The organism is Spartobacteria bacterium UBA695, assembly GCA_002298145.1.
Lineage (GTDB): Bacteria > Verrucomicrobiota > Verrucomicrobiia > Chthoniobacterales > Chthoniobacteraceae > UBA695.
Genome location: DBMP01000006.1, coordinates 238,703 through 257,251, shown reverse-complemented (window position 1 = coordinate 257,251; position 18,549 = coordinate 238,703). Strand labels below are relative to the sequence as shown.

At 61.0% G+C, this 18,549-nt stretch carries 14 protein-coding genes; 6 read left to right on the top strand and 8 right to left on the bottom strand.

The annotated features are described in order from the left end of the window. Positions 1-17: 17 nt before the first annotated feature. The gene (locus tag B2828_RS02995) at positions 18-1,520 is read right to left on the bottom strand and encodes a B12-binding domain-containing radical SAM protein (RefSeq protein WP_479632200.1); all 1,503 of its coding nucleotides are present in this window, start codon (positions 1,518-1,520) and stop codon (positions 18-20) included. Positions 1,521-1,703: 183 nt separating this feature from the next. Here B2828_RS02995 and B2828_RS02990 point away from each other — a divergent pair, with 183 nt between their 5' ends. Next, positions 1,704-2,504 (top strand): sensor histidine kinase, encoded by an 801-nt coding sequence (locus B2828_RS02990; RefSeq protein ID WP_479632199.1) that lies wholly within the window; start codon positions 1,704-1,706, stop codon positions 2,502-2,504. After that, positions 2,501-3,187 (top strand): response regulator, encoded by a 687-nt coding sequence (locus B2828_RS02985; RefSeq protein ID WP_479632198.1) that lies wholly within the window; start codon positions 2,501-2,503, stop codon positions 3,185-3,187. The genes B2828_RS02990 and B2828_RS02985 overlap by 4 nt, the downstream gene beginning before the upstream one ends. Positions 3,188-3,217: 30 nt before the next feature. On the opposite strand, the gene B2828_RS02980 is transcribed toward B2828_RS02985, so the two are convergent. The 3 genes from B2828_RS02980 to B2828_RS02970 form a co-directional block, all read right to left on the bottom strand. Beyond that, entirely contained in the window at positions 3,218-4,669 is a 1,452-nt protein-coding gene (locus tag B2828_RS02980) for a glycoside hydrolase family 130 protein (RefSeq protein ID WP_479632289.1), read from the bottom strand. Between the two features lie 24 nt (positions 4,670-4,693). Continuing rightward, complete coding sequence (locus tag B2828_RS02975; RefSeq protein WP_479632197.1) at positions 4,694-6,952, bottom strand: glycosyltransferase family 4 protein; 2,259 nt, start codon at positions 6,950-6,952, stop codon at positions 4,694-4,696. A 146-nt stretch (positions 6,953-7,098) separates the two neighbouring features. Next, a complete protein-coding gene (locus tag B2828_RS02970; protein WP_479632196.1) occupies positions 7,099-7,344 on the bottom strand; it encodes a hypothetical protein in 246 nt (81 codons plus the stop codon). A 625-nt stretch (positions 7,345-7,969) separates the two neighbouring features. Between B2828_RS02970 and B2828_RS02965 the strand changes: the two genes are divergently transcribed. From B2828_RS02965 to B2828_RS02955, 3 genes are all read left to right on the top strand, one after another. Then, positions 7,970-8,986 carry a PfkB family carbohydrate kinase gene (locus B2828_RS02965; RefSeq protein WP_479632195.1) on the top strand — a complete coding sequence of 339 codons (1,017 nt, stop codon included), beginning with the start codon at positions 7,970-7,972 and terminating at the stop codon, positions 8,984-8,986. Positions 8,987-9,097: 111 nt separating this feature from the next. Continuing rightward, entirely contained in the window at positions 9,098-10,075 is a 978-nt protein-coding gene (locus B2828_RS02960; RefSeq protein ID WP_479632194.1) for an acetylxylan esterase, read from the top strand. A gap of 3 nt (positions 10,076-10,078) precedes the next feature. Then, the gene (locus B2828_RS02955) at positions 10,079-10,354 is read left to right on the top strand and encodes a DUF3820 family protein (protein WP_479632193.1); all 276 of its coding nucleotides are present in this window, start codon (positions 10,079-10,081) and stop codon (positions 10,352-10,354) included. A gap of 5 nt (positions 10,355-10,359) precedes the next feature. On the opposite strand, the gene B2828_RS02950 is transcribed toward B2828_RS02955, so the two are convergent. Then, positions 10,360-12,069 carry an ABC transporter permease gene (locus B2828_RS02950; protein WP_479632192.1) on the bottom strand — a complete coding sequence of 570 codons (1,710 nt, stop codon included), beginning with the start codon at positions 12,067-12,069 and terminating at the stop codon, positions 10,360-10,362. Positions 12,070-12,175: 106 nt separating this feature from the next. Between B2828_RS02950 and B2828_RS02945 the strand changes: the two genes are divergently transcribed. Next, on the top strand, positions 12,176-13,756 hold the full coding sequence (locus B2828_RS02945; protein ID WP_479632191.1) for an ArnT family glycosyltransferase: 1,581 nt from the start codon (positions 12,176-12,178) through the stop codon (positions 13,754-13,756). Between the two features lie 38 nt (positions 13,757-13,794). Here B2828_RS02945 and B2828_RS02940 read toward each other — a convergent pair whose 3' ends face one another. From B2828_RS02940 to nuoL, 3 genes are read right to left on the bottom strand one after another with little or no spacing between them, the layout of a single operon-like run. Continuing rightward, entirely contained in the window at positions 13,795-15,240 is a 1,446-nt protein-coding gene (locus tag B2828_RS02940; RefSeq protein WP_479632190.1) for an NADH-quinone oxidoreductase subunit N, read from the bottom strand. Further along, positions 15,237-16,730, bottom strand: a complete 1,494-nt coding sequence (locus B2828_RS02935) for a complex I subunit 4 family protein (protein ID WP_479632189.1) — start codon at positions 16,728-16,730, stop codon at positions 15,237-15,239. The genes B2828_RS02940 and B2828_RS02935 overlap by 4 nt, the downstream gene beginning before the upstream one ends. 2 nt (positions 16,731-16,732) lie before the next feature. Continuing rightward, on the bottom strand, positions 16,733-18,544 hold the full coding sequence (gene nuoL, locus B2828_RS02930) for an NADH-quinone oxidoreductase subunit L (protein ID WP_479632188.1): 1,812 nt from the start codon (positions 18,542-18,544) through the stop codon (positions 16,733-16,735). Between the last annotated feature and the right edge of the window lie 5 nt (positions 18,545-18,549).

The following is an 18,549-nucleotide window of genomic DNA, read 5'->3' as shown; positions in this document are numbered from 1 at the left end:
GGAGCAGGCCGGTTACCTCATGGAGACACCGCCGTTTTTGGGGTCTCCACTAAGGCTTTGCAGGTTTTGCGAAAGTGGTGGCCAAAGATGGAGAGGGCGATGGCCAAGGGGAGCAAAGTAGGGCGGCGAAAAGAGGTCCAGAGCAGCAATTTCCAGTATTGGAACCGTTCGCGGCCAAAAATCCCGAGGCGCAAGATGGAGCGGAAAAAGGCCAGGACATGCTGCCAGGTCCACGGCTCAGAAATGGCTGGCCGACGGTATTCCCGTAGAAAGGTGCGGATCCGCTGGTAATAAGGCCCCGGCGCGTAGATATACCCCATGAGGCTCTTATAGCCTTCGCGCAATAGGTCCCGGTTCATGCGGGGGATGAAGTTGGTGCTTCCGTCCAAATTGTTGCCAGTCGTCTTGCCGGTCAGCCGACCTTCGGCTTTTAACCTCTGGTGAAGCTTGGTGCCGGGGATGGCTTGCAAGAGGCCGACCATGGCCGTAACGATGCCGCTTTTTTGGATAAACTCGATCTGTTGCGCAAAAGTCGCGGCGGTGTCGCTGTCGAACCCCACGATAAAACCGCCCTGGACTTCCAGCCCCGCGCGCTGAATGCGTTTCACGTCGGCGACCAGGTCGCGCTTTTGGTTCTGTCGCTTATTGCACTCCGCGAGGCCCGCATCCTCCGGCGTTTCGATGCCCACAAACACTTGGTTGAAGCCCGCCTCCACCATCATCCGCATCAACTCCTCATCGTCGGCGAGGTTGATGGATGCCTCTGTGAAAAACGGGGTGCCGCGTCCGCGTTTTTGCCACTCGATGAGAGCCGGTAGCAGCTCTTCCTTGAGCACCCGTTTATTCCCGATGAAATTATCGTCCACGAAAAATACCGCCCCGCTCCAACCGGCCCGACGGAGCGCATCGAGCTCTTCGATCACCTGAGCCGTTGTCTTGGTGCGCGGACGATGCCCGAACATCGCGGTAATATTGCAAAACTCGCAGTCAAATGGACAGCCGCGCGAGAACTGTACGCTCATCGAAGCATACAGCCGCATCTCGGCCAGTTCCCAGAGCGGGGGCGGCGTCTGCCGGATGTCCGGAAATTCGCTCGAAGCATAAACGCGCCGGGCCGTGTTGCGTTCGAAGTCCTCCAAAAACAGCGGCAAAGTAACCTCCGCCTCATTGAGCACGAAATAGTCCACTCCCGGAAACTGGTCGTGCCCCAGGGTAAAGAGCGGGCCGCCCGCCACGATAATTTTGCCTGCCACGCGACACCGCGCGATGAGTTCGAGCGCCGAGGATTGCTGGGCGATCATTGCGCTGATGAACACGAGATCGGCCCAGGCCAGGTCGCTTTCGCGCAGCTTCCGCAGGTTCGTATCCACGAGCCGCTTGGCCCATGGTTTTGGCAGCAGCGCCGCCACGGTGAGCAAGCCCAAGGGAGGGAGCGCCGCTTTCTTACCAATGAATTTTAAGGCGTGCTTAAAACTCCAGAAGGTGTCGGGAAACTCCGGGTACAACAGCAGGACCTTCATTAGGCATTCATTATGGCCAGAAATCGTCCGCGCACAATGGGGTGTTTACCCCAATCGGGTCGCCTTGTTCCCCTGAAAAACCCGTGATGCTGCTTGACCTTGCCGGAACCCGGATCACACTACGGAAGCGGCAAGTTTGTTCCGGTCAGAACGCCGTCCGGGTAGCGTGAGGGGGGTGTGGATATGACAAAAAAACCAGCCTGCAAGTCTTCCAGCGGGGCGAATGATTTACGCGCTCGGGCCAAGAAAAGGACCGGGAGGGACGAACCTGTTTCGCAGGCGGTGCGCTCGCGCATCATGCAGGATCAGCTGCGGGATCTTTCTCGCCAGGTGCTCATGGCACAGGAAGAAGAGCGCAAGCGCATTAGCCGCGATCTGCACGATGTCATCGCCCAGACGTTGACGGGGATCAACCTACGCCTGGATCTGCTGAAAAAGGAGGCCCTCCTCGACCCCAAAAGCCTGGACGCCAAAATCGCCAGCGCCCAGCGGCTCGTGGAAGAGTCCCTCGATATCGTCCATCAATTCGCCCGCAAACTGCGCCCCACGGTATTGGACGATCTGGGGCTGATCCCCGCCCTCCATTCCTACATGAAAGACTTTACGGAACGGACCGGTATTCACATTCACTTGACGGTCTTCGCGGCGGTGGAAAAAATGGAGAGCACCAAGCGCACCGTCCTTTACCGCGTCGCCCAAGCGGCGCTGACCAACGTCGCGCAACACGCCAAGGCAACGTGCGTGGAGGTGACGATCAAGAAACGTGCGGGCGCGGTTTGCATGGAGATCCATGATGACGGAAAATCCTTCAAGGTCGAGCGCGTGCTCTTTGGCAAAAGGAACAAACGGTTGGGGCTCATCGGCATGAGAGAACGCGTTGAAATGGTCGGCGGGACCTTCGGGATCGAGTCCGCCCCGGGCGCGGGCACGACCCTCCGGGCCCGGATTCCCTTCGCCCGCGCCAGAAATCATCCCCCGGTATGAACATACCCAATCATATTAAGGTCCTGCTTGCCGAAGACCACATGGTTGTGCGCGAGGGGCTCTGTTCGCTCTTGAATGCGGAAGGGGATATCGAAGTCGTAGGCCAGGCGCAAGACGGTCGCCAGGCGGTGAAGCTCGCCCGGCAACTTCTTCCCGCCGTCATCGTCATGGACATCGCGATGCCGCGGCTCAACGGCCTGGAGGCTACCCGCCAGATTCTCAAAGCGCGCCCGGCCGCCAAAGTGCTCATCCTCTCCGCGCATAGCGATGAAGCGTATGTCCAGAGCGCGGTCGATGCGGGAGCGGTGGGATTTTTAGTCAAGCAAACCTCTGCCCGCGACGTGTGCCGGGCGATTCGGGAAATCCAAAAGGGAAAGACGTTTTTTAGCCCCACGATTGCCCGGCGTCTGGAAAGCCTTCACCCGCGGTCGCTGGATCGCAAGGGAATGTTTGGCAAGAAAGGCCACCAGCTGACCTCGCGCGAAGTGGAGGTGCTCCAACTGATTGCCGAAGGCAAGGCCAACAAGGAAACCGCATCGGAACTAGGCATCAGCACCAAGACGGTCGAAAAACACCGGCAGGCGCTCATGGGCAAACTGGATATCCACGACATCGCCAGCCTGACCCGTTACGCCATCGCGGTGGGAATCGTCGAAAGCAGCGTCCAGTTGACTATTGTGTGATGGCCGCGGCGGCCGCGCATCCCGGCGATTTCAAGGGGCGCCGAGCGCGTCCAGCAAGCTGTCGAGTTCCAGCGTCACGATAGTCGTCGTCGTGTCGGAATACCCATAGGGCAGGAAAAGCCGTCCGCTATGAACCAACCCGCCGCAGGTATAGACCACATTGGGCACGTAGCCCTCGCGCTCGTCCTCCCGGGGGCTTAAGAGCGGCTGGGCAAGGTGGCTGATCACCCGCGAGGGATCGTTGAGATCCAGCAGCATTGCGCCGATGCAGTATTTGCGCATCGGCCCCACGCCGTGGGTCAGGACTAGCCAGCCAGCCTCCGTTTCGATGGGCGAGCCGCAGTTGCCGATTTTGACCGATTCCCATGATTCCCCCGGCTGGCGCAGCAATTTGGGATCGCTCCAAAAGTGGGGGTTGTCGGAGAACATGAGAAAGAGATTCTCGTTGTCCTGGCGGGAGATCATGGCGTAGCGCCCGTCAATGCGGCGGGGGAAAAGCGCCATGCCTTTGTTTTGCACCGCGCGCCCGTTGAGCGTGAGGGCGCGGAAGTGAAGGAAATCCGTGGTTTCCAGGAGCTGTGGCAAAATGGCATGGCCGTTGTAGGCGGTATAGGTAGCGTAGTAAATAACACGCCCATCGTCTTCAACAAACCGGACAAAGCGGGCATCTTCCATCCCGTTGCTTTCATTGGCCGAGACTGGGAAAATGATGCGCTCGGAGACGGCTAGGGAAGGGTCGAAATCAATGCCGTAGTTCGACTCAGCCAGCCAGCGCACGCACTCCAGCGTCCGCTGCTCTTCCCGTGGTAAGTGCCCCTTTCCATGGCTGGCGTGTTGCATGGCCCCTTCCAGGTCGCTGAGCGCAAAGCTATCCCCCAGCGACTCCATGACCAGGCTGGACCATTCGTTCTCGAACCCCATCTCCATGAGCTTGTCAAAAAAGATCGTTTTGCGGTAAGTCGGGTTCGGATTGACCGTGGGCGCGGTGACGAAACGCGAGGGTTCCTCCAGTGCTACCGAGTAATCAGAGCGAATGATGCCGGTGCGAAACTCGATCGACGAGATGTGCCCCTCGCCGGTGGCCCGCAGGCTCAAAATGAAGCGCAGCTCCCCCTCCGCCAGCCCGCTCTGGTCCGGGTGGGCTACCAGTGATGGATTAAATAGGGCGGCGGATTCCAGGGCATACTCGCCCGAGAACAGCGCGCCGATGTAGAGCTGGCGAGCCTCGGAGAGCGGTCGACTGCTGAAGATGTGCTCCTTCACGCGCTCGAAGATATTCCGCCAATGCGTCTGAATATCCAAATGCCGTTTGGCGAAATCCGCCATCAAGGTCACCAGCTCCGCCTCGGTTTCGGCTTCCGTAAGGGCGAGCGCCCGCCCGATGATATTTACGATCTTCGCGGGGTTAGTGGGAATGAAAGGCCGGATGAGTACTCGTGCGCTGTTGGCTCGGAGAATGACGCCGGTGGGCTGGATATTCAGGCTATGCATGGTGGTGAGAGGGCGTCATTTTCCGCGTTTCCGGGGCGCGGTGATTTCTGCAAATGAAAGATAATAGGCGAGGCTCGATTCCGCGCCTTGGTTTTGGTTGAGGTGATCTTGTAGGAGCGCGTCCCGGCATCCTCCGGTCGTGCTATCGTAGAGCGGCAGCCCCAGATCATTGCGTCCGAGAAACCACTCGAAACAGCGGCGGGCTGCCGTGCTCCAAAACGTATCTTGTGTGACGGAATAAGCCTCCAGACAGGCCGACACCATTGCGTAAGCCTCCAAGGGCTGCTGATCAAAGCGGGCTTTATCGCTTCCGCGCACCCAAAAGCCGTTACAGCCGACCGGCGCAAAGTGGCCGTCCTCCGCCGTCTGTTCCGCCAGCAACCAGCGCAACGAGGCGAGGCCGATGTCGAGGATTTCCGGCTTCCCGGTCCAATGCCCGCTGAGGATCAAGGCGTGGGAAAGCTTGGCATTGTCATAGGTGACAATCCGCTCGAACCACTGCCAGTCCGGCGCCGAATTCGCCCGGTAGAGATCGGCCAGCCGGTTCATCAACACCTCGCGCATCTGGTTGACCAAGCGATCCCCGGCAAACGTTCGCAAGTATTCATGAATCGCGATCAGCGAGAAGGCCCACGCCCGAGGGGAGGCGAAGCGGGCAACCGGCGGCAGGCCCCGTTGGAACAAAAGCCCGCAGAGGCTGCGGTGGCCGTCATTGTGCGAACGCCCCAGGGCCGTTCCCGCGGCCCATAGTGCCCGTGCGTGGCTGTCCTCCGAGCCGTGGAGTTCCAGCCATTGCCGCTGGTGGCTCATGAAATTGCGAAACCGGCAGGTGTTCGCGTCAAAGGCATACCAAAGAAAAGCGAGATAGCTGCTGGCCAGCCGATCCAGTTGCGGCGGGTAGCCGGTATTTTCCTGCATCAGAACGGTGAAAATATAGGCGCGGGCGTTGTCGTCCGTGCAGTAGGCTTCGTGGTAGTTCGGCACGTTGTATATGGCGTGCTGAAAGATGCCCGTGTGGTCGCTCATCTTGATGAGATGATCGAGCTTCAGGGGAGGGATCGGGTAATTCGAATTCCCCGGTTTTCGCTCGGCGATCCGTTCGACGCAAGGCGCGCTTAAGCTCGCCCGAGCCCGCTCGAAACTCTCCATGTAGCGCCGCGCCACCACAGGCCAGATCATTTCTCGGCCCGCCTTCCAGGCCCGCTTGCGCATCGCGGTCATCTGGGTCGGGTTGGCGAGGAAGAAGTTCACGCCGTCGGCAATGGCTTGCTCATTGGCAAAGGGGACCAGGATGCCGCGTTCGTGCGCGAGGAGCTCCTGCGCATGCCAATACGGCGTGGAGATCAGCGCTTTCCCGGCCCCAAAGGTATAGGCCAGCGTTCCCGAGGTGATCTGCGCTTCATTGAGGTAAGGCGTGATGTAGATATCCGCCGCGCCGATGAACTCCTTTAGTTCATCCAAATCCACGAAGCGGTTATGGAAAATCACATGATCCGCCACGCCGCGATCCACGGCCAGTTTCTCCAGCCGTTCGCGGTACGCCTCGCCCTCCGATGCCAGCAAATTTGGGTGCGAGGCCCCCAGGATGATATAAACAACGTCCGGGTGCGCCTGGAGAATCGCAGGCATGGCATTGATGACGTACTCGATGCCCTTGTTCGGCGAAAGCAGACCAAAGGTGAGCAGCACCGTCTTGCCCTCCACGTGAAAGAGATCCTTGAAGAAATTCGAGTCGATAAACGGCATGTCGATCACCCCGTGCGGGATGAGGTCGATCTTATCAGGTGATATCGAGTAAATCGTCTCCAGCATGTTCTTCCCGCGCTCGGCCATGACGATGAAGCGTTGGGAAAGGGCGTCGAGTTGCTTCATCACCGCGCGCTGCTCTTCGGAGGGATCGCGCAGGACGGTATGCAGCGTCGTTACCACGGGCATCTTCACATTGCGCAGGAACTCCACGATATGGCTGCCGACCGGGCCGCCGTAGATGCCGAACTCGTGTTGCAGCGAGACGACCTCCACATTATTGATGTTCAGGAATTCCGCCGCGCGATGGTAGGAATCAATTTCCTGCTCGGCAATTTCGAAGCGCACGCGTTCGGGATAATCGTAGCCCTCCGGGCGGTCATTCACCGAGCCGACGATGCACTCGGCTTGCGGGAACTCCGTCGCGATGGCTTCGCAGATATCGGCCGTGAACGTAGCAATGCCACACCGGCGGGGTACGTAGTCGCCGAGAAAGGCAATATGTTTAGTGTTAAGGGGTGTTCCCATAGGCGGAAAGGCAAGGATTGATGAGGTTTAGCACAATGAATATCGTTTCTCGATGGCCGACCAGTATTCGCCTTCAGCCATACCTCGTCTATGGGGTGTAACCCTACCCCGTGTGCCCGCCCTCTTGGGGGAGCGGGGCACCCTGTCTACATTGCGACCAAGCCTCGCAGCACCCAGCGCGGGCGGGTCATGCCTTTCGGGTCTTTGATCATCATTAGCTCGAACTCCACGTAAGCGTTTCTGTTATCCTCCAGATCGCGCTCCAGCAGATCGTCGGCGCGAATGGGCAGCCGAATGACCGTATTGTAACCACTTGCGGCCTGTGCTGCCTGATTCGGATCGGGCAGGTCCTTTGCGATCGCATTCAAATGGGTCAGGCTGAATAAATTCATAGCAGTCCTCGCAGGATAGAGGCTTATGGAGAGAAGCGGGGCATCTAAAATCAAATTCGTTTATAGAAACGGTATAACTTATTGCGCCTCTTGCACTTGAGAAACCCCCAGCTTTTACCGGAATTTACCAGTCAGGGTTTACTCCATCCGGTGAGCCGCTCTTACCTGATTTTCAAGGCCCGCTTTGATGGATAATCTCCTGCCCCATGAAAGCGGCAGGGACAGCTTATCTTTTGTTCGCTCCGTATCTGGACGAAGCGGGCCGTTGTGGCGCATGGACCTGGCGTATGAGTCGACAGGGATCGTCGTGGATGCACATCCTACGTTCCCCTTGGTTTGTTCCTAGCCTGGGCGGAAGGGAGGGCTCCAGTTTTTCAGAGGTTGTTGGCTGGAGCCCTTCCGACCGCTGCGCCTGATTTTGAGACTGCACGCGCGTATTTCTCCCTCTCCAAAGCGTGTGCAATCTCATGACTGAGGACACCGGCGGCCGCACCCCTCGAATGCCGCCGAGTGTCCTCTTTTTTCCCCCGCGAAAGGCCCCTCGCTGCTGCGGAATATTACCCTGGAATTGCGCGCAATTCCCCTTGCGGACCGCGGCGGCGCTATCCTATGCTTGCCCCCCTCTATGTCTGACGTCGTAACATTTGGTGAAATCATGATGCGCCTGGCCACGCCGGGCTACCTCCGTTTTGCACAAACCCCCGTACTGGAAAAAACTTTCGGCGGAGGCGAAGCCAACGTCGCCGTCTCACTGGTCAACTATGGCCTTACCGCAGACTTCGTGACCCGCCTCCCGAAGAACGATATGGGCCAGGGGGCCATTGACGAACTTCGCGGAATCGGCGTGGGCACCGGCCACATCGTCCGTGGCGGCGAGCGCATCGGCATTTATTTTCTCGAAACCGGTGCCAGCCAGCGCGCCTCCAAGGTCACCTACGACCGCGCCCACTCCGCGATCTCCGAGATCCAGCCCGGCGAAGTCAACTGGGAAGCCGCCTTTGCCGGAGCCAAGTGGTTCCACTGGACCGGCATCACCCCGGCCCTCTCCGACAGCGCCGCCGCGGTCGTTGAAGAAGCCAGCAAAGCCGCCAAGAAGCTCGGCCTGACCGTCAGCACCGACCTCAACTTCCGCAAGAAGCTCTGGAGCAAGGAAAAAGCCGGCAAAGTCATGGGCAACCTCATGCAGTATGTCGACGTCTGCATCGCCAACGAAGAGGACGCCGAGAGCGTCTTCGGCATCCACGGCGCGGAAGTCACCAGCGGCAAGATCGACCATGCGCAGTACGAGTCCGTCGCCCGGCAGCTTACCGAGCGTTTCGGCTTCAAGAAAGTCGCCATCACCCTGCGCGAATCCTACTCCGCCAGCCACAACGGCTGGAGCGCCATGCTCTGGACCGAGGGGAAAGCCTACTTCTCCCGCAAATATGACCTCACCGTCATCGACCGCGTCGGCGGTGGCGACTCCTTCGGCGGCGGCCTCATCTTCGCCTCCCTGCGCGGCGACGCGCCCCAGGAAGCCATCGAATTCGCCGTCGCGGCCAGCGCGCTAAAGCACACCATTCCCGGCGACTACAACCGCGCCACGCTCGCGGAAGTGGAAGCCCTGGTCAAGGGCGACGGCAGTGGCCGCGTCCAGCGATAAAAAAATTCGTTGAATTGATCAACAAAACTCACCCGGCATAGCTCACCTGTGCCGGGTGTTTTTTTGTTTCCGTTCTTGAAGAGGGCGGCCTTTATCGGAAATAAAAGCGCTATGCCTCTTACATTCGACAAACCGCTCCCCGAACTCCGGAACTACAACGGAATCAATCCGCGTCCGGACGATTTCGATACCTACTGGGAAGAATCCCTCGCCGAACTCGACGCCCTCGATCCGCAAATCGAGCTTCGCCGCAACGACACCCTGCCTCTGAGCCACTCCGAGTGCTTCGACCTCTGGTTCACCGGCGTCGGCGGCGCGCGCGTCCATGCCAAGTACGTCCGCCCGCGCGGCCTCACCGCACCGGCTCCCGCCGTCCTCGGTTTCCACGGCTACACCGGCAACATCGGCGACTGGACCGACAAGCTCGCCTTCGTCTCCGAGGGGTTCTGCTACGCCGGGCTCGACTGCCGCGGCCAGGGCGGCGCCAGCGAGGATAACCTGCAAGTCAAAGGCAACACCCACAACGGCCACATCATTCGCGGCCTCGACGACCCGAACCCGAAGAACCTGCTCTTTCGCCAGATCTTTTTGGACACCGCACAGCTGGCCCGCATCGTCATGAGCTTCCCCGAAGTCGACGCCGAGCGCATCGGCGCGATGGGCGGCTCGCAGGGCGGCGCGCTCACCCTGGCCTGCGCCGCGCTGGAGCCCCGCATTCGCCTGGCCGCGCCGATGTTTCCCTTCCTGTGCGATTACAAGCGCGTGTGGGAAATGGACCTCGCCAAAGACGCCTACGCCGAACTGAAAACGTGGTTCCGGCACTTCGACCCCACCCACGACCGCGAAGAGGCGGTCTTTACGCGCCTCGGCTACATCGACCTGCAATACCTCGCCCCGCGCATCAAGGCCGAGACACTCTTCGCCGTCGGCCTCATGGACACGATCTGTCCGCCGTCCACGCAGTTCTCGGCCTACAACAAGATCACCGCTCCCAAGGAACTAGTGCTTTACCCCGACTTCGGCCACGAAGGCCTCCCCGGGCATTCCGACCGCACCTTCCGCTTCATGATGAAGCTCAAAGGCTGCTAAAAAATGGCGTTTGACCCCGAGAGCGACGCGCTGAGGGCACGGGCCCAGGCCGAACTGGAGGAAATTGCCCGGACCGTCATGCCCTTTGGGCGATGCGCCGGGCAGCACCTGCACGAGCTGCCCGCCGAGTACCTGCAATGGTTCGCGGCGAAAGGCTGGCCTAAGGGGCGGCTGGGGCAGCTCATGCAGATGGTCTACCAGATGAAGGCCGACGGCTCGGAAGTGGCCTTCGACCCCTTTCGCGATCCGCAATTCCGGCAGCGGAAAGCGGATCGGTGAACGCGTTACCCCACCCGGAAGAGCGCCCCGAGCTTCTTGCCCAGGATCCGGCTGGCCCCGAATAGGGCGATGCCCAAAAACACCATCGCCCAGACGCCCAGCGCCGAGGCCAGGAAACGCCCTTCGCCCAGCAGATTGAAGAGTTCGTAGATCGCCTTGGTAATCGGGAAATCCGCCTGGCGCTGCGCCAGCACCAGCGAATCAGACACCTCCAGCATCGCGAACGCAAACGCCAGCAGCCCGCCCGCGAGCAGATTGGCCGAAATGAGCGGCAGCGTAATCTTTCGTAACGCCCTCAGCGGCGTGGCCCCCAGGTTCTGCGCCGCCTCCTCCAGCGCCGTGCTCGTCTGCTGGAGCCCGGCGGCTACCGAGCGTACCACGTAGGGCAGGCGGCGGATCGAATAGGCAATGATGAGGAGCATCGTCGGGTCCTTGGTCGGGTTCAGAAAAGCGAAAACACGGCCCTCCTGCGTCATCGCCAGGTAGCCAAAGGCCAGCACCAGCCCCGGCACCGCCAGCGGCAGCATCGCGCAAATATCCAGCGCATTGCGGCCCGGGAACGTCGTGCGCACCACCACATAGGCAATCCCGATACCCAGGAGCAGATCCACCCCCGTGGCCAGGCCGGAGTATTTCACGCTGTTCAGAATCGACGGCACCGTCAGGTCGTGCCCCAGGGCCGTTTGGTAATGCGCAAGCGTCCAGGCCGTCGGCAGGATACTCTGATACCAGTCGCGCGCGAAGGAGACCAGCACAACACCGACGTGCGGCACCAGCGCCAGCGCGATCACGCCGCCGAACGCCGCCGTGCAAAGCAGCCCCGGCCAGAGGCCGAGCGGCCGGGTCTCCGCAGCGCGAGTCGCCTTCGGGAGCATCGCAAAGGCCCCCCCGCCGATGGCCCATTTCCCCGCCGCGTAGAAAAGGATCGACGCCACGAGCGTCACCACCACCAGCGCGTAGGGCAGGGGATTGCCAGAAAGCTCTTTCAAGCCCCGGAAAATCTGCACCGGCGTCACCCGGTTGTAATCGAACATCAGCGGCACCCCCAGCTCCGTGAACGCCCAGATAAACACGATCGCCCCGCCCGCGAACAGCCCCGGCATCATCAGCGGCAGCGTCACGCGGCGGAACTTGCGCCAGCCCGTACATCCGAGGTTCTCCGCCGCCTCGCCCAAGGCGGGATCAATATTGGCCAGGGCCGCCGCGACGTTAAGGAATAAGATCGGGTAAAGGTGGAGCGTATTGAGCAGCGCCACGCCCCAGAAGCGCCCGTGCCGCCCGCCACCGAGCCAGTCAGGCGGCACGGCATCGGCCGCGAGCCAGCCGAGGTGGGTAAAGAGCGCATTGAGCGCCCCGTATTGCCCGAGCACCTGCTTGAGCCCGATGGCCCCGACAAACGGCGGCAGCACCATCGGCACCAGCAGCATCGCCAGGAGCAGCTTTTTGGCCGGAAACTCGAAGCGATCGGCCATCCAGGCCAGCGGAATGGCCAGCGCCGCCGTCATCGCCGTACTAACGAGCGCCAGCAGGAACGCATTGCGTAAGCCGTCGAGATAAACGCGGTTACGGGCGATCTCCAGCAAATAGGCCCCCGTCCAGTGCCCACTCGCATCGACAAACGCTCCGCGAACCGTCTGGAGAATGGGCCACGCGAAAAAGCAGCCGAAAAACAAGGCCGCCAGGCAACCGACGAGAATCGCAAACGCGCGGGACATGCCCTCTTTCAAGCACAGACGGCTGGGGATTTCGATAAATAAGATAATACCTGCATTGGAATTAAGGGTTTCCATGTGGGTTGGAAAGTGGGACAACCTAGGGGCCATGAATCGCTGGCTTGCCTACCTGTTTATCGTGCTGTTCTGGGCCGCGGCCTATTTGCCGGGATTGGGGACCAAGGCCTTGAAAGGCGAGGAAGCCCGGCGCTCCCTGCCCGCCATCGAAATGCTGGAGACCGGCAACTGGCTGGTGCCGCACCTTAACGGCACCCCCTACCTGCGCAAACCGCCGCTCATCAACTGGGCCATCGCCACCTCGCTTTACGTGGTGAATTACCGGGACGAATGGGTGGTCCGGCTGCCGTCAGTCCTGGCAATGCTGGCCATGGCCTCCGTTCTCTTCTGGACGGCGCTCCGTTGGCTTTCCCTGCCCGGCGCGTTTGCCGCCGCCGTGATTTCGCTTTCCGCGATCGGCCTTTGGGAGAAAGGGAGCCTGGCGGAAATCGACGCAATGTATTCCTCGCTGACGGGGATGGCGTTTGCGGTTTGGATCTCGGCCTGGGTACGGCGGCAAACCGGCTGGCGGCTCTGGCTCTTCCCCTGCCTATGTCTTGGCGTGGCGTTCTTGGCCAAGGGCCCGCTGCATTTGCTGCTTTTTTACGGCGTCATCATTCCGCTGCTGGTCGCGGCGGGGGAGCAGCGCCAGCTCTGGTCGCGGGCGCACGGCGTGGCGCTTGGGTTGGGGCTCATCATCGTGGCGGCCTGGCTCATTCCCTATCTCCATGCCACCGCCGCCATGGACCCCGGGACCGTCTGGGCCGAGCAGATGCAGAGTACCCTCGGCCGAGGCAAAGCCTCAAAGATTCTGGCCAACGAATTCAGCACCCTGGCGAACGGATTGCCCTGGCTGCTCTTTGTCCCCCTCTGTTGGTGGCGTAAAGCCTGGGAGGGCCTGGAAGAGCGCCAGCGGCTCTTGATTTCCGTCCTTCGCTGGCCCCTCGCCGTGGCGTTCTTTGGGCTGATCCTGATCCCGGGCATGTTGCCCCGCTACACCCTGCCGCTTTCAGCTCCGGTCTCGCTGCTCCTGGCAATGGTGCTCCCGGCGGTTGGAGCCCGGTTCCAGCAGGGGTGGAAATGGTTTTGCGTCACCGTTGTCGCCGCCGCCGTGCTTGCGGCCGTCTCGGGACCGCTCTTGGTCAAGCCGGACCAGGTCGACTGGCTGGCCTATCTCCCGTGCGTGGCCTTGGGCGTGGTGTTCCTGGTTCAAAAACGCCAACTGATGGGCGATACCTCAGCTCGCTTGGCCGTTCTTCCGGCCCTGAGTTTTGCCTCGGTCATCGCGGTGTACGCGGCAGTGGGTGTGCCCCGGTTTCACGCAGAAGTCCCGGCTACGATTTCCGGCCGTGGCATCACCGAAGCCGTTCCTCGCGATGCCACCCTGGCCATCGTCGATCCGGGATACGAGCCGGTCTTTTTCTACATCGACCGCTCCCTGGTTTTTGTGCCGACCGTCGAGAAGCTCCCCGAAGCCGTGCACTATGTTCTCCTGGCGGCCCCGGAAGACTGGAATGTCAGCGGACTGATCCCCGGGGGCAAGATCCTGGGAACCTTTCGGGGGCATGGGAGCCGCCAGTTGGTCCTGATTTTCCGGGGAGACGAGGCTAATTCCCCCGTCGCCCAGCGGTAAGGTAAGAATAGGTTGACCGGCAGCCCTGCAAACAGGCTCTACTTCAGCAGATCGAGAACCGGCTGCGGGTAAACACCGAGCGCCACGATCAAGAACACGAGGACCCCGACGGTCACCTGGGTTAGCCGCCCGGCTTGAATCGGTTCGTTGTTCTTGGCAGGGTTCCAGTACATCGCGCGAACGACTTTCAGGTAATAGTAGAACCCGGCGCCAACGGTCACAATGCCCACCACCACGAGCAGCCACTGATGGGCTTCAACCGCGTCGGCGAAGACAAAGAATTTGCCCATGAACCCGGCGGTAAACGGAATGCCCGCCAGCGAAAGCATCGCCACGGTCAAGCCGAACGCCAACCACGGAGCGCGCTGCCCCAGGCCGTTGAAGTGGGCAATGCTATCTCCGCCCGCCACCCGGTTCACCACCACCATGACCAGGAAGGCCAGCAGCGTCATGAGGAGGTAGCCAGCTAGGTAGAACGACACCGTGGTCTGTTTGAAATGCCCGTTTTGGAAGCTCGCCAGGGCCATCAGCAGGTAGCCCGCGTGGGCGATGCTGGAGTAGGCCAGGAGGCGTTTCAGGTTCAGCTGCGGCATAGCCGTCAAGTTACCGTAGACCAAGCTCAGCAGCGCGAGCGCCACGAGCACAAGCTGCACCTTGCCCGAAGTCGCCGGGGCCTTGATGAAGGGATCGAGAATGCGAATCAAGAGGACAAAGCCCGCCGCCTTGGAACCGACCGAAAGGAAAGCGGTGATCGGGGTCGGTGCGCCTTGGTAGACGTCCGGGACCCAGAGCTGGAAGGGAACTGCCGCGATCTTGAACCCGAGGCCCACAAGCAGCAGCGCCAGGCCAAAGAGCAACGCGGTCTGGTTCTCCACTGGAAGACTCAAGATCGCCTGGCCCACCGCGCCCAAATTGGTCTTGCCGGTCACACCAAAGATCCACGTAATGCCGTAGACGAAGAAGCCCGTCGAGAGCGCGCTCAAAATCAGATACTTGGTGCCCGCTTCCAGCGACGGATTATTCCGCCGCATGTAGGCCACCAGCACGTAGAAGGAGATTGTGACCAGCTCCAGCGAAACAAAGATCATGATGAAATCCACCGCCGAGGCCATCCACATCAGGCCGAGGCAGGTGAAGACCGGCAGAGCGAAAAACTCGGCCACTCCGCCGTTGCGCACGCTCGCCGGGAGGTAGTGGCTCAGAATCGGCCGGAACTCGATCGCTATGATCAGCACGATGAGCGTGGTTCCCAGAGCAAAGCGCTTGAAGAAAATCGCCAGCGGATCGGCCGTGTAGAACGGGACCAACTGGGTGGCGACGATCTCCTGCGGAGAAACGAGGAAGGAGAGGGCGAAGATAACGCCGATGCCCGCGGTGGCGATCCACCCTAGGAAAGCTTTTTCTTTCCCATCATTGAACGCTTCCAGGAAAACAAGGACGAGCCCGAGGGCGAGGACAGCCAGATCTAGAGAGAGTGGGTTCATTTGGCGGAGAGAGAAGTCTGATTTTGCAGGATGCCCTTAACGGTGGGCTTGACCAGGTTGACAAGCAGTTGAGGCCGGAACCCGGCGATCATCGTAGCAGCCAGCAGGAAAATGATGGCGGGCCGGGCGCAGAAGCTCAGATCGGCGAGGCCGACCCAGCGTTTGCCGGTTTCGCCCAGGAACGCCGCGCGATAGCCGCGCAGCATGTAGACGGCGGAAATCACCAAGCCCCACAGGGCGGCGATTCCGGCAACCTGGAAGTTTGAAAAGGCGAGCCCGTCGCCCGCGTGGGCAAAGGTGCCAAAGAAGACGGACATTTCAGCAGGGAAATTGGCGAACCCGGGCAGGCCGACCGAGGCAAACGCCGCAAGCCCGAAGGTGAACCCAAGGAAGGGCATCGGCTTGGCCAGCCCACCAAGCTTGGTGAATTCCAGGCTACCGGTCCGGTCGCGAACGAAGCCCGTAATGGCGAAGAGGATCGCGATGGAAAGCCCGTGCGCGAAGATCAGCAGCGCCGCGCCGGTCAGGCCGATCGGGTTGAAGGCTGCGATGCCCAGGAAGATGTAGCCCATGTGCATCACGGAAGAGTAACCGAGCATGGAGTCGAGCCGCTTCTGGGCGATGGTCGCGAGGCCGACGTAGAGGATATTCCCGACGAGCAGGATGAGGAGGAGGTTGGTCCAGTGTTGCGCGGCCTGGGGCATGAGCGGCAGCCCCACGCGGAGCAGGCCGTAGAGGCCGAATTTCTTTAGCACGCCCGCGTGAAGCATGGCGGCCGGGGCCGGGGCGGAGGCGTAGGCCTGCGGGGCCCAGGTGTGGAAGGGGAAGAGGGAAATCAGCACGCCGAAGCCGAGCAGGATGGTCAGGTAAATCCAGGGCGTCTGCGGGATGCTCCCTGCGGCGGCGAGCGTCTGGAGCGCCGGGATGCTGAAGGTGCGGGCGGCCTCGGGGATGCTGAAGTAGAGTGCCAGCAGGCCGATTAAGAGAACGAAGCTGCCCAGCGCCAGGTAGATCGTGACTTTCCAGGCCGCCGTGATCCGGTCGCCCGAGCCCCAGATGCCAATTAAGAGGAAGGTCGGGATGAGGGCCAGTTCATGGAAGGCGTAGAAGAAGAAAAGGTCGAGCGAGGCGAACGCGCCCGTGGCTCCCGCGATGATGAAAAGCAGGCAGGCGTAGTAAAGGCCGGGGTAGCGTTCCAGCTTTTCCGGATGCGGGGCGACCCAGACCGCCGCGAACCCGACGATGGCCGTCAGGAGCAGCATCAGTAGGCTCAGGCCGTCGACGCCGACGGAGTAGGAGAGGCCCAGGGCGGGGATCAACGGCGTGGAGGCGGTGGCTTGGTAGCCGGGAGCGCCGTAGTTTTGGACCAGCAGCACCAGCGTTAAAACCAGATTGGCGGCTACCGCGGCGAGGGCGGTCTTTTTGGCGCAAGCACCTAAAAGAATCGCGACGGCGGCGACGAGCGGGATGGCGATAAGAAGAGTGAGCACGGCTATTTGATGAAGAGGATGAAGTAGAAGAGAGCGACGACCCCGGCTCCGAAGAGGAGTGCGTAGCCTTGCAGGTTGCCCGCCTGGGCAAAGCGCATCACGAATCCGGTGGCCCAGGTGCCGCTGGAGAGGCCGCGCACGATGGCGGTGTCGAGAATCCAGCGGTCGATAAAGGCGCAGATTCGAGCCAGCAGGTCTTGCGTGTACCAGATGATGTGGGCGTAGAGTTCGTCGAAGTAGAATTTGTTGGCCAGAAGAGGGATGCGGATCGGGTCTTTCGCCTTGCCGAAGTAGAGGAGCGCGCCGAGCAGGATGCCGATCACCCCGGCTCCGATGGCGAGCGACGGGACGATGGATTCGCCGTGGTGCTCGGGTACCGGCAGGAAGTGGCCTGCGATGCTGGCGTAACCGGCGATCACGGACGGGATGGCCAGCAGTACGAGCGGCCCCCACATCACGACCGGGGCTTCATGCGCATGAGAGGCGGCCTCGGTGTGGGCCTTGCCGAAGAAGACGATGACGAAGAGGCGCGTCATGTAGTAGGCCGTGAGCAGCGCGGTGAAGAGGCCGAAGTAGGCCAGGATTCGGTGGTGCTCGTAGGCTGCGACCAGGATGGAGTCTTTACTGTAGAAGCCGCTAAAGAGCGGGATGCCCATCAAGGCCAGCGTGCCAGCGAGGAAGCAGATGAACGTGATCGGCTGTTTGCGAACCAGCCCGCCCATTTTCCAAATATCCTGCTCGTGGTGGCAGGCGAAGATCACCGAACCGGCGCCCAAGAAGAGAAGCGCCTTGAAGAAAGCGTGGGTGAAAAGGTGGAACATCGCCGCGCTGCTCGCGGCCACGCCGACGGCCATGACCATGTAGCCAAGCTGCGAGAGGGTCGAGTAGGCCAGCACTTTTTTGATGTCGTTCTGCTGGGTGGCGATGAGCGCCGCGCCGAAGGCGGTGATCGTGCCGATGACGGCAATGACCTGCATGGCGTCCGGCGAGATTTTAACAATGAAGAAGATGCGCGCCAGCATATAGACGCCAGCCGCCACCATCGTCGCGGCATGGATCAAGGCGCTGACGGGCGTGGGGCCCTCCATGGCGTCCGGCAGCCAGACGTGGAGCGGGAATTGGGCCGACTTGCCAATGGTGCCGCAGAAGAGGAGCACGACCGTTGCGGTGGCGAAGGCCGGGACCGCGAGGAACGGAGCATTGCCAGAGTCGATGGCCTGTTTGATGCCCTCAAAGTCGAGGGACTTGGTGGCTACCCAGACAAGCAGGATGCCCAACAGAAAGCCGAAGTCGCCCAGGCGGTTGCAGATGAATGCCTTGTTCGCGGCGGCCGCCGGAGCGTTGCGGAAGTACCAGTGGCCGATCAGGATAAACGAACTCACACCGACCAACTCCCAGAAGATGAACATCATCAGAAAGTTGTTGGCAAACACGATGCCGAGCATCGAGAACATGAAGAGCGACAGGCCCGCGAAGTAGCGGGATTTGCCCTCGTCATCAGCCATGTAGGCCCAGGAGTAGATGTGGATCAGCGCGCCGATGAAGGTGACGACGATCATCATCGCTTTGCTCAGGCCGTCGATGGTGAACGAGATGGGCGCTTTGAACGGAACGCCGAACCCGGTGAAGTCGAGCCACGGGATCGTCGCGGTGGCTGCGGAATCGGGCGCGTTCAAGAAGAGCGTAATGCTGGCCGCCAGCGAGACAAGCACGGCGGCGATGGAAATCAGCGCGCTAAGGTTCTTCCACTTTTGCGTGAAGAGAACGATGACGGCCGCGCTGATGAGCGGAGCGAAAAGGATGATCCAAGGCATGTTCG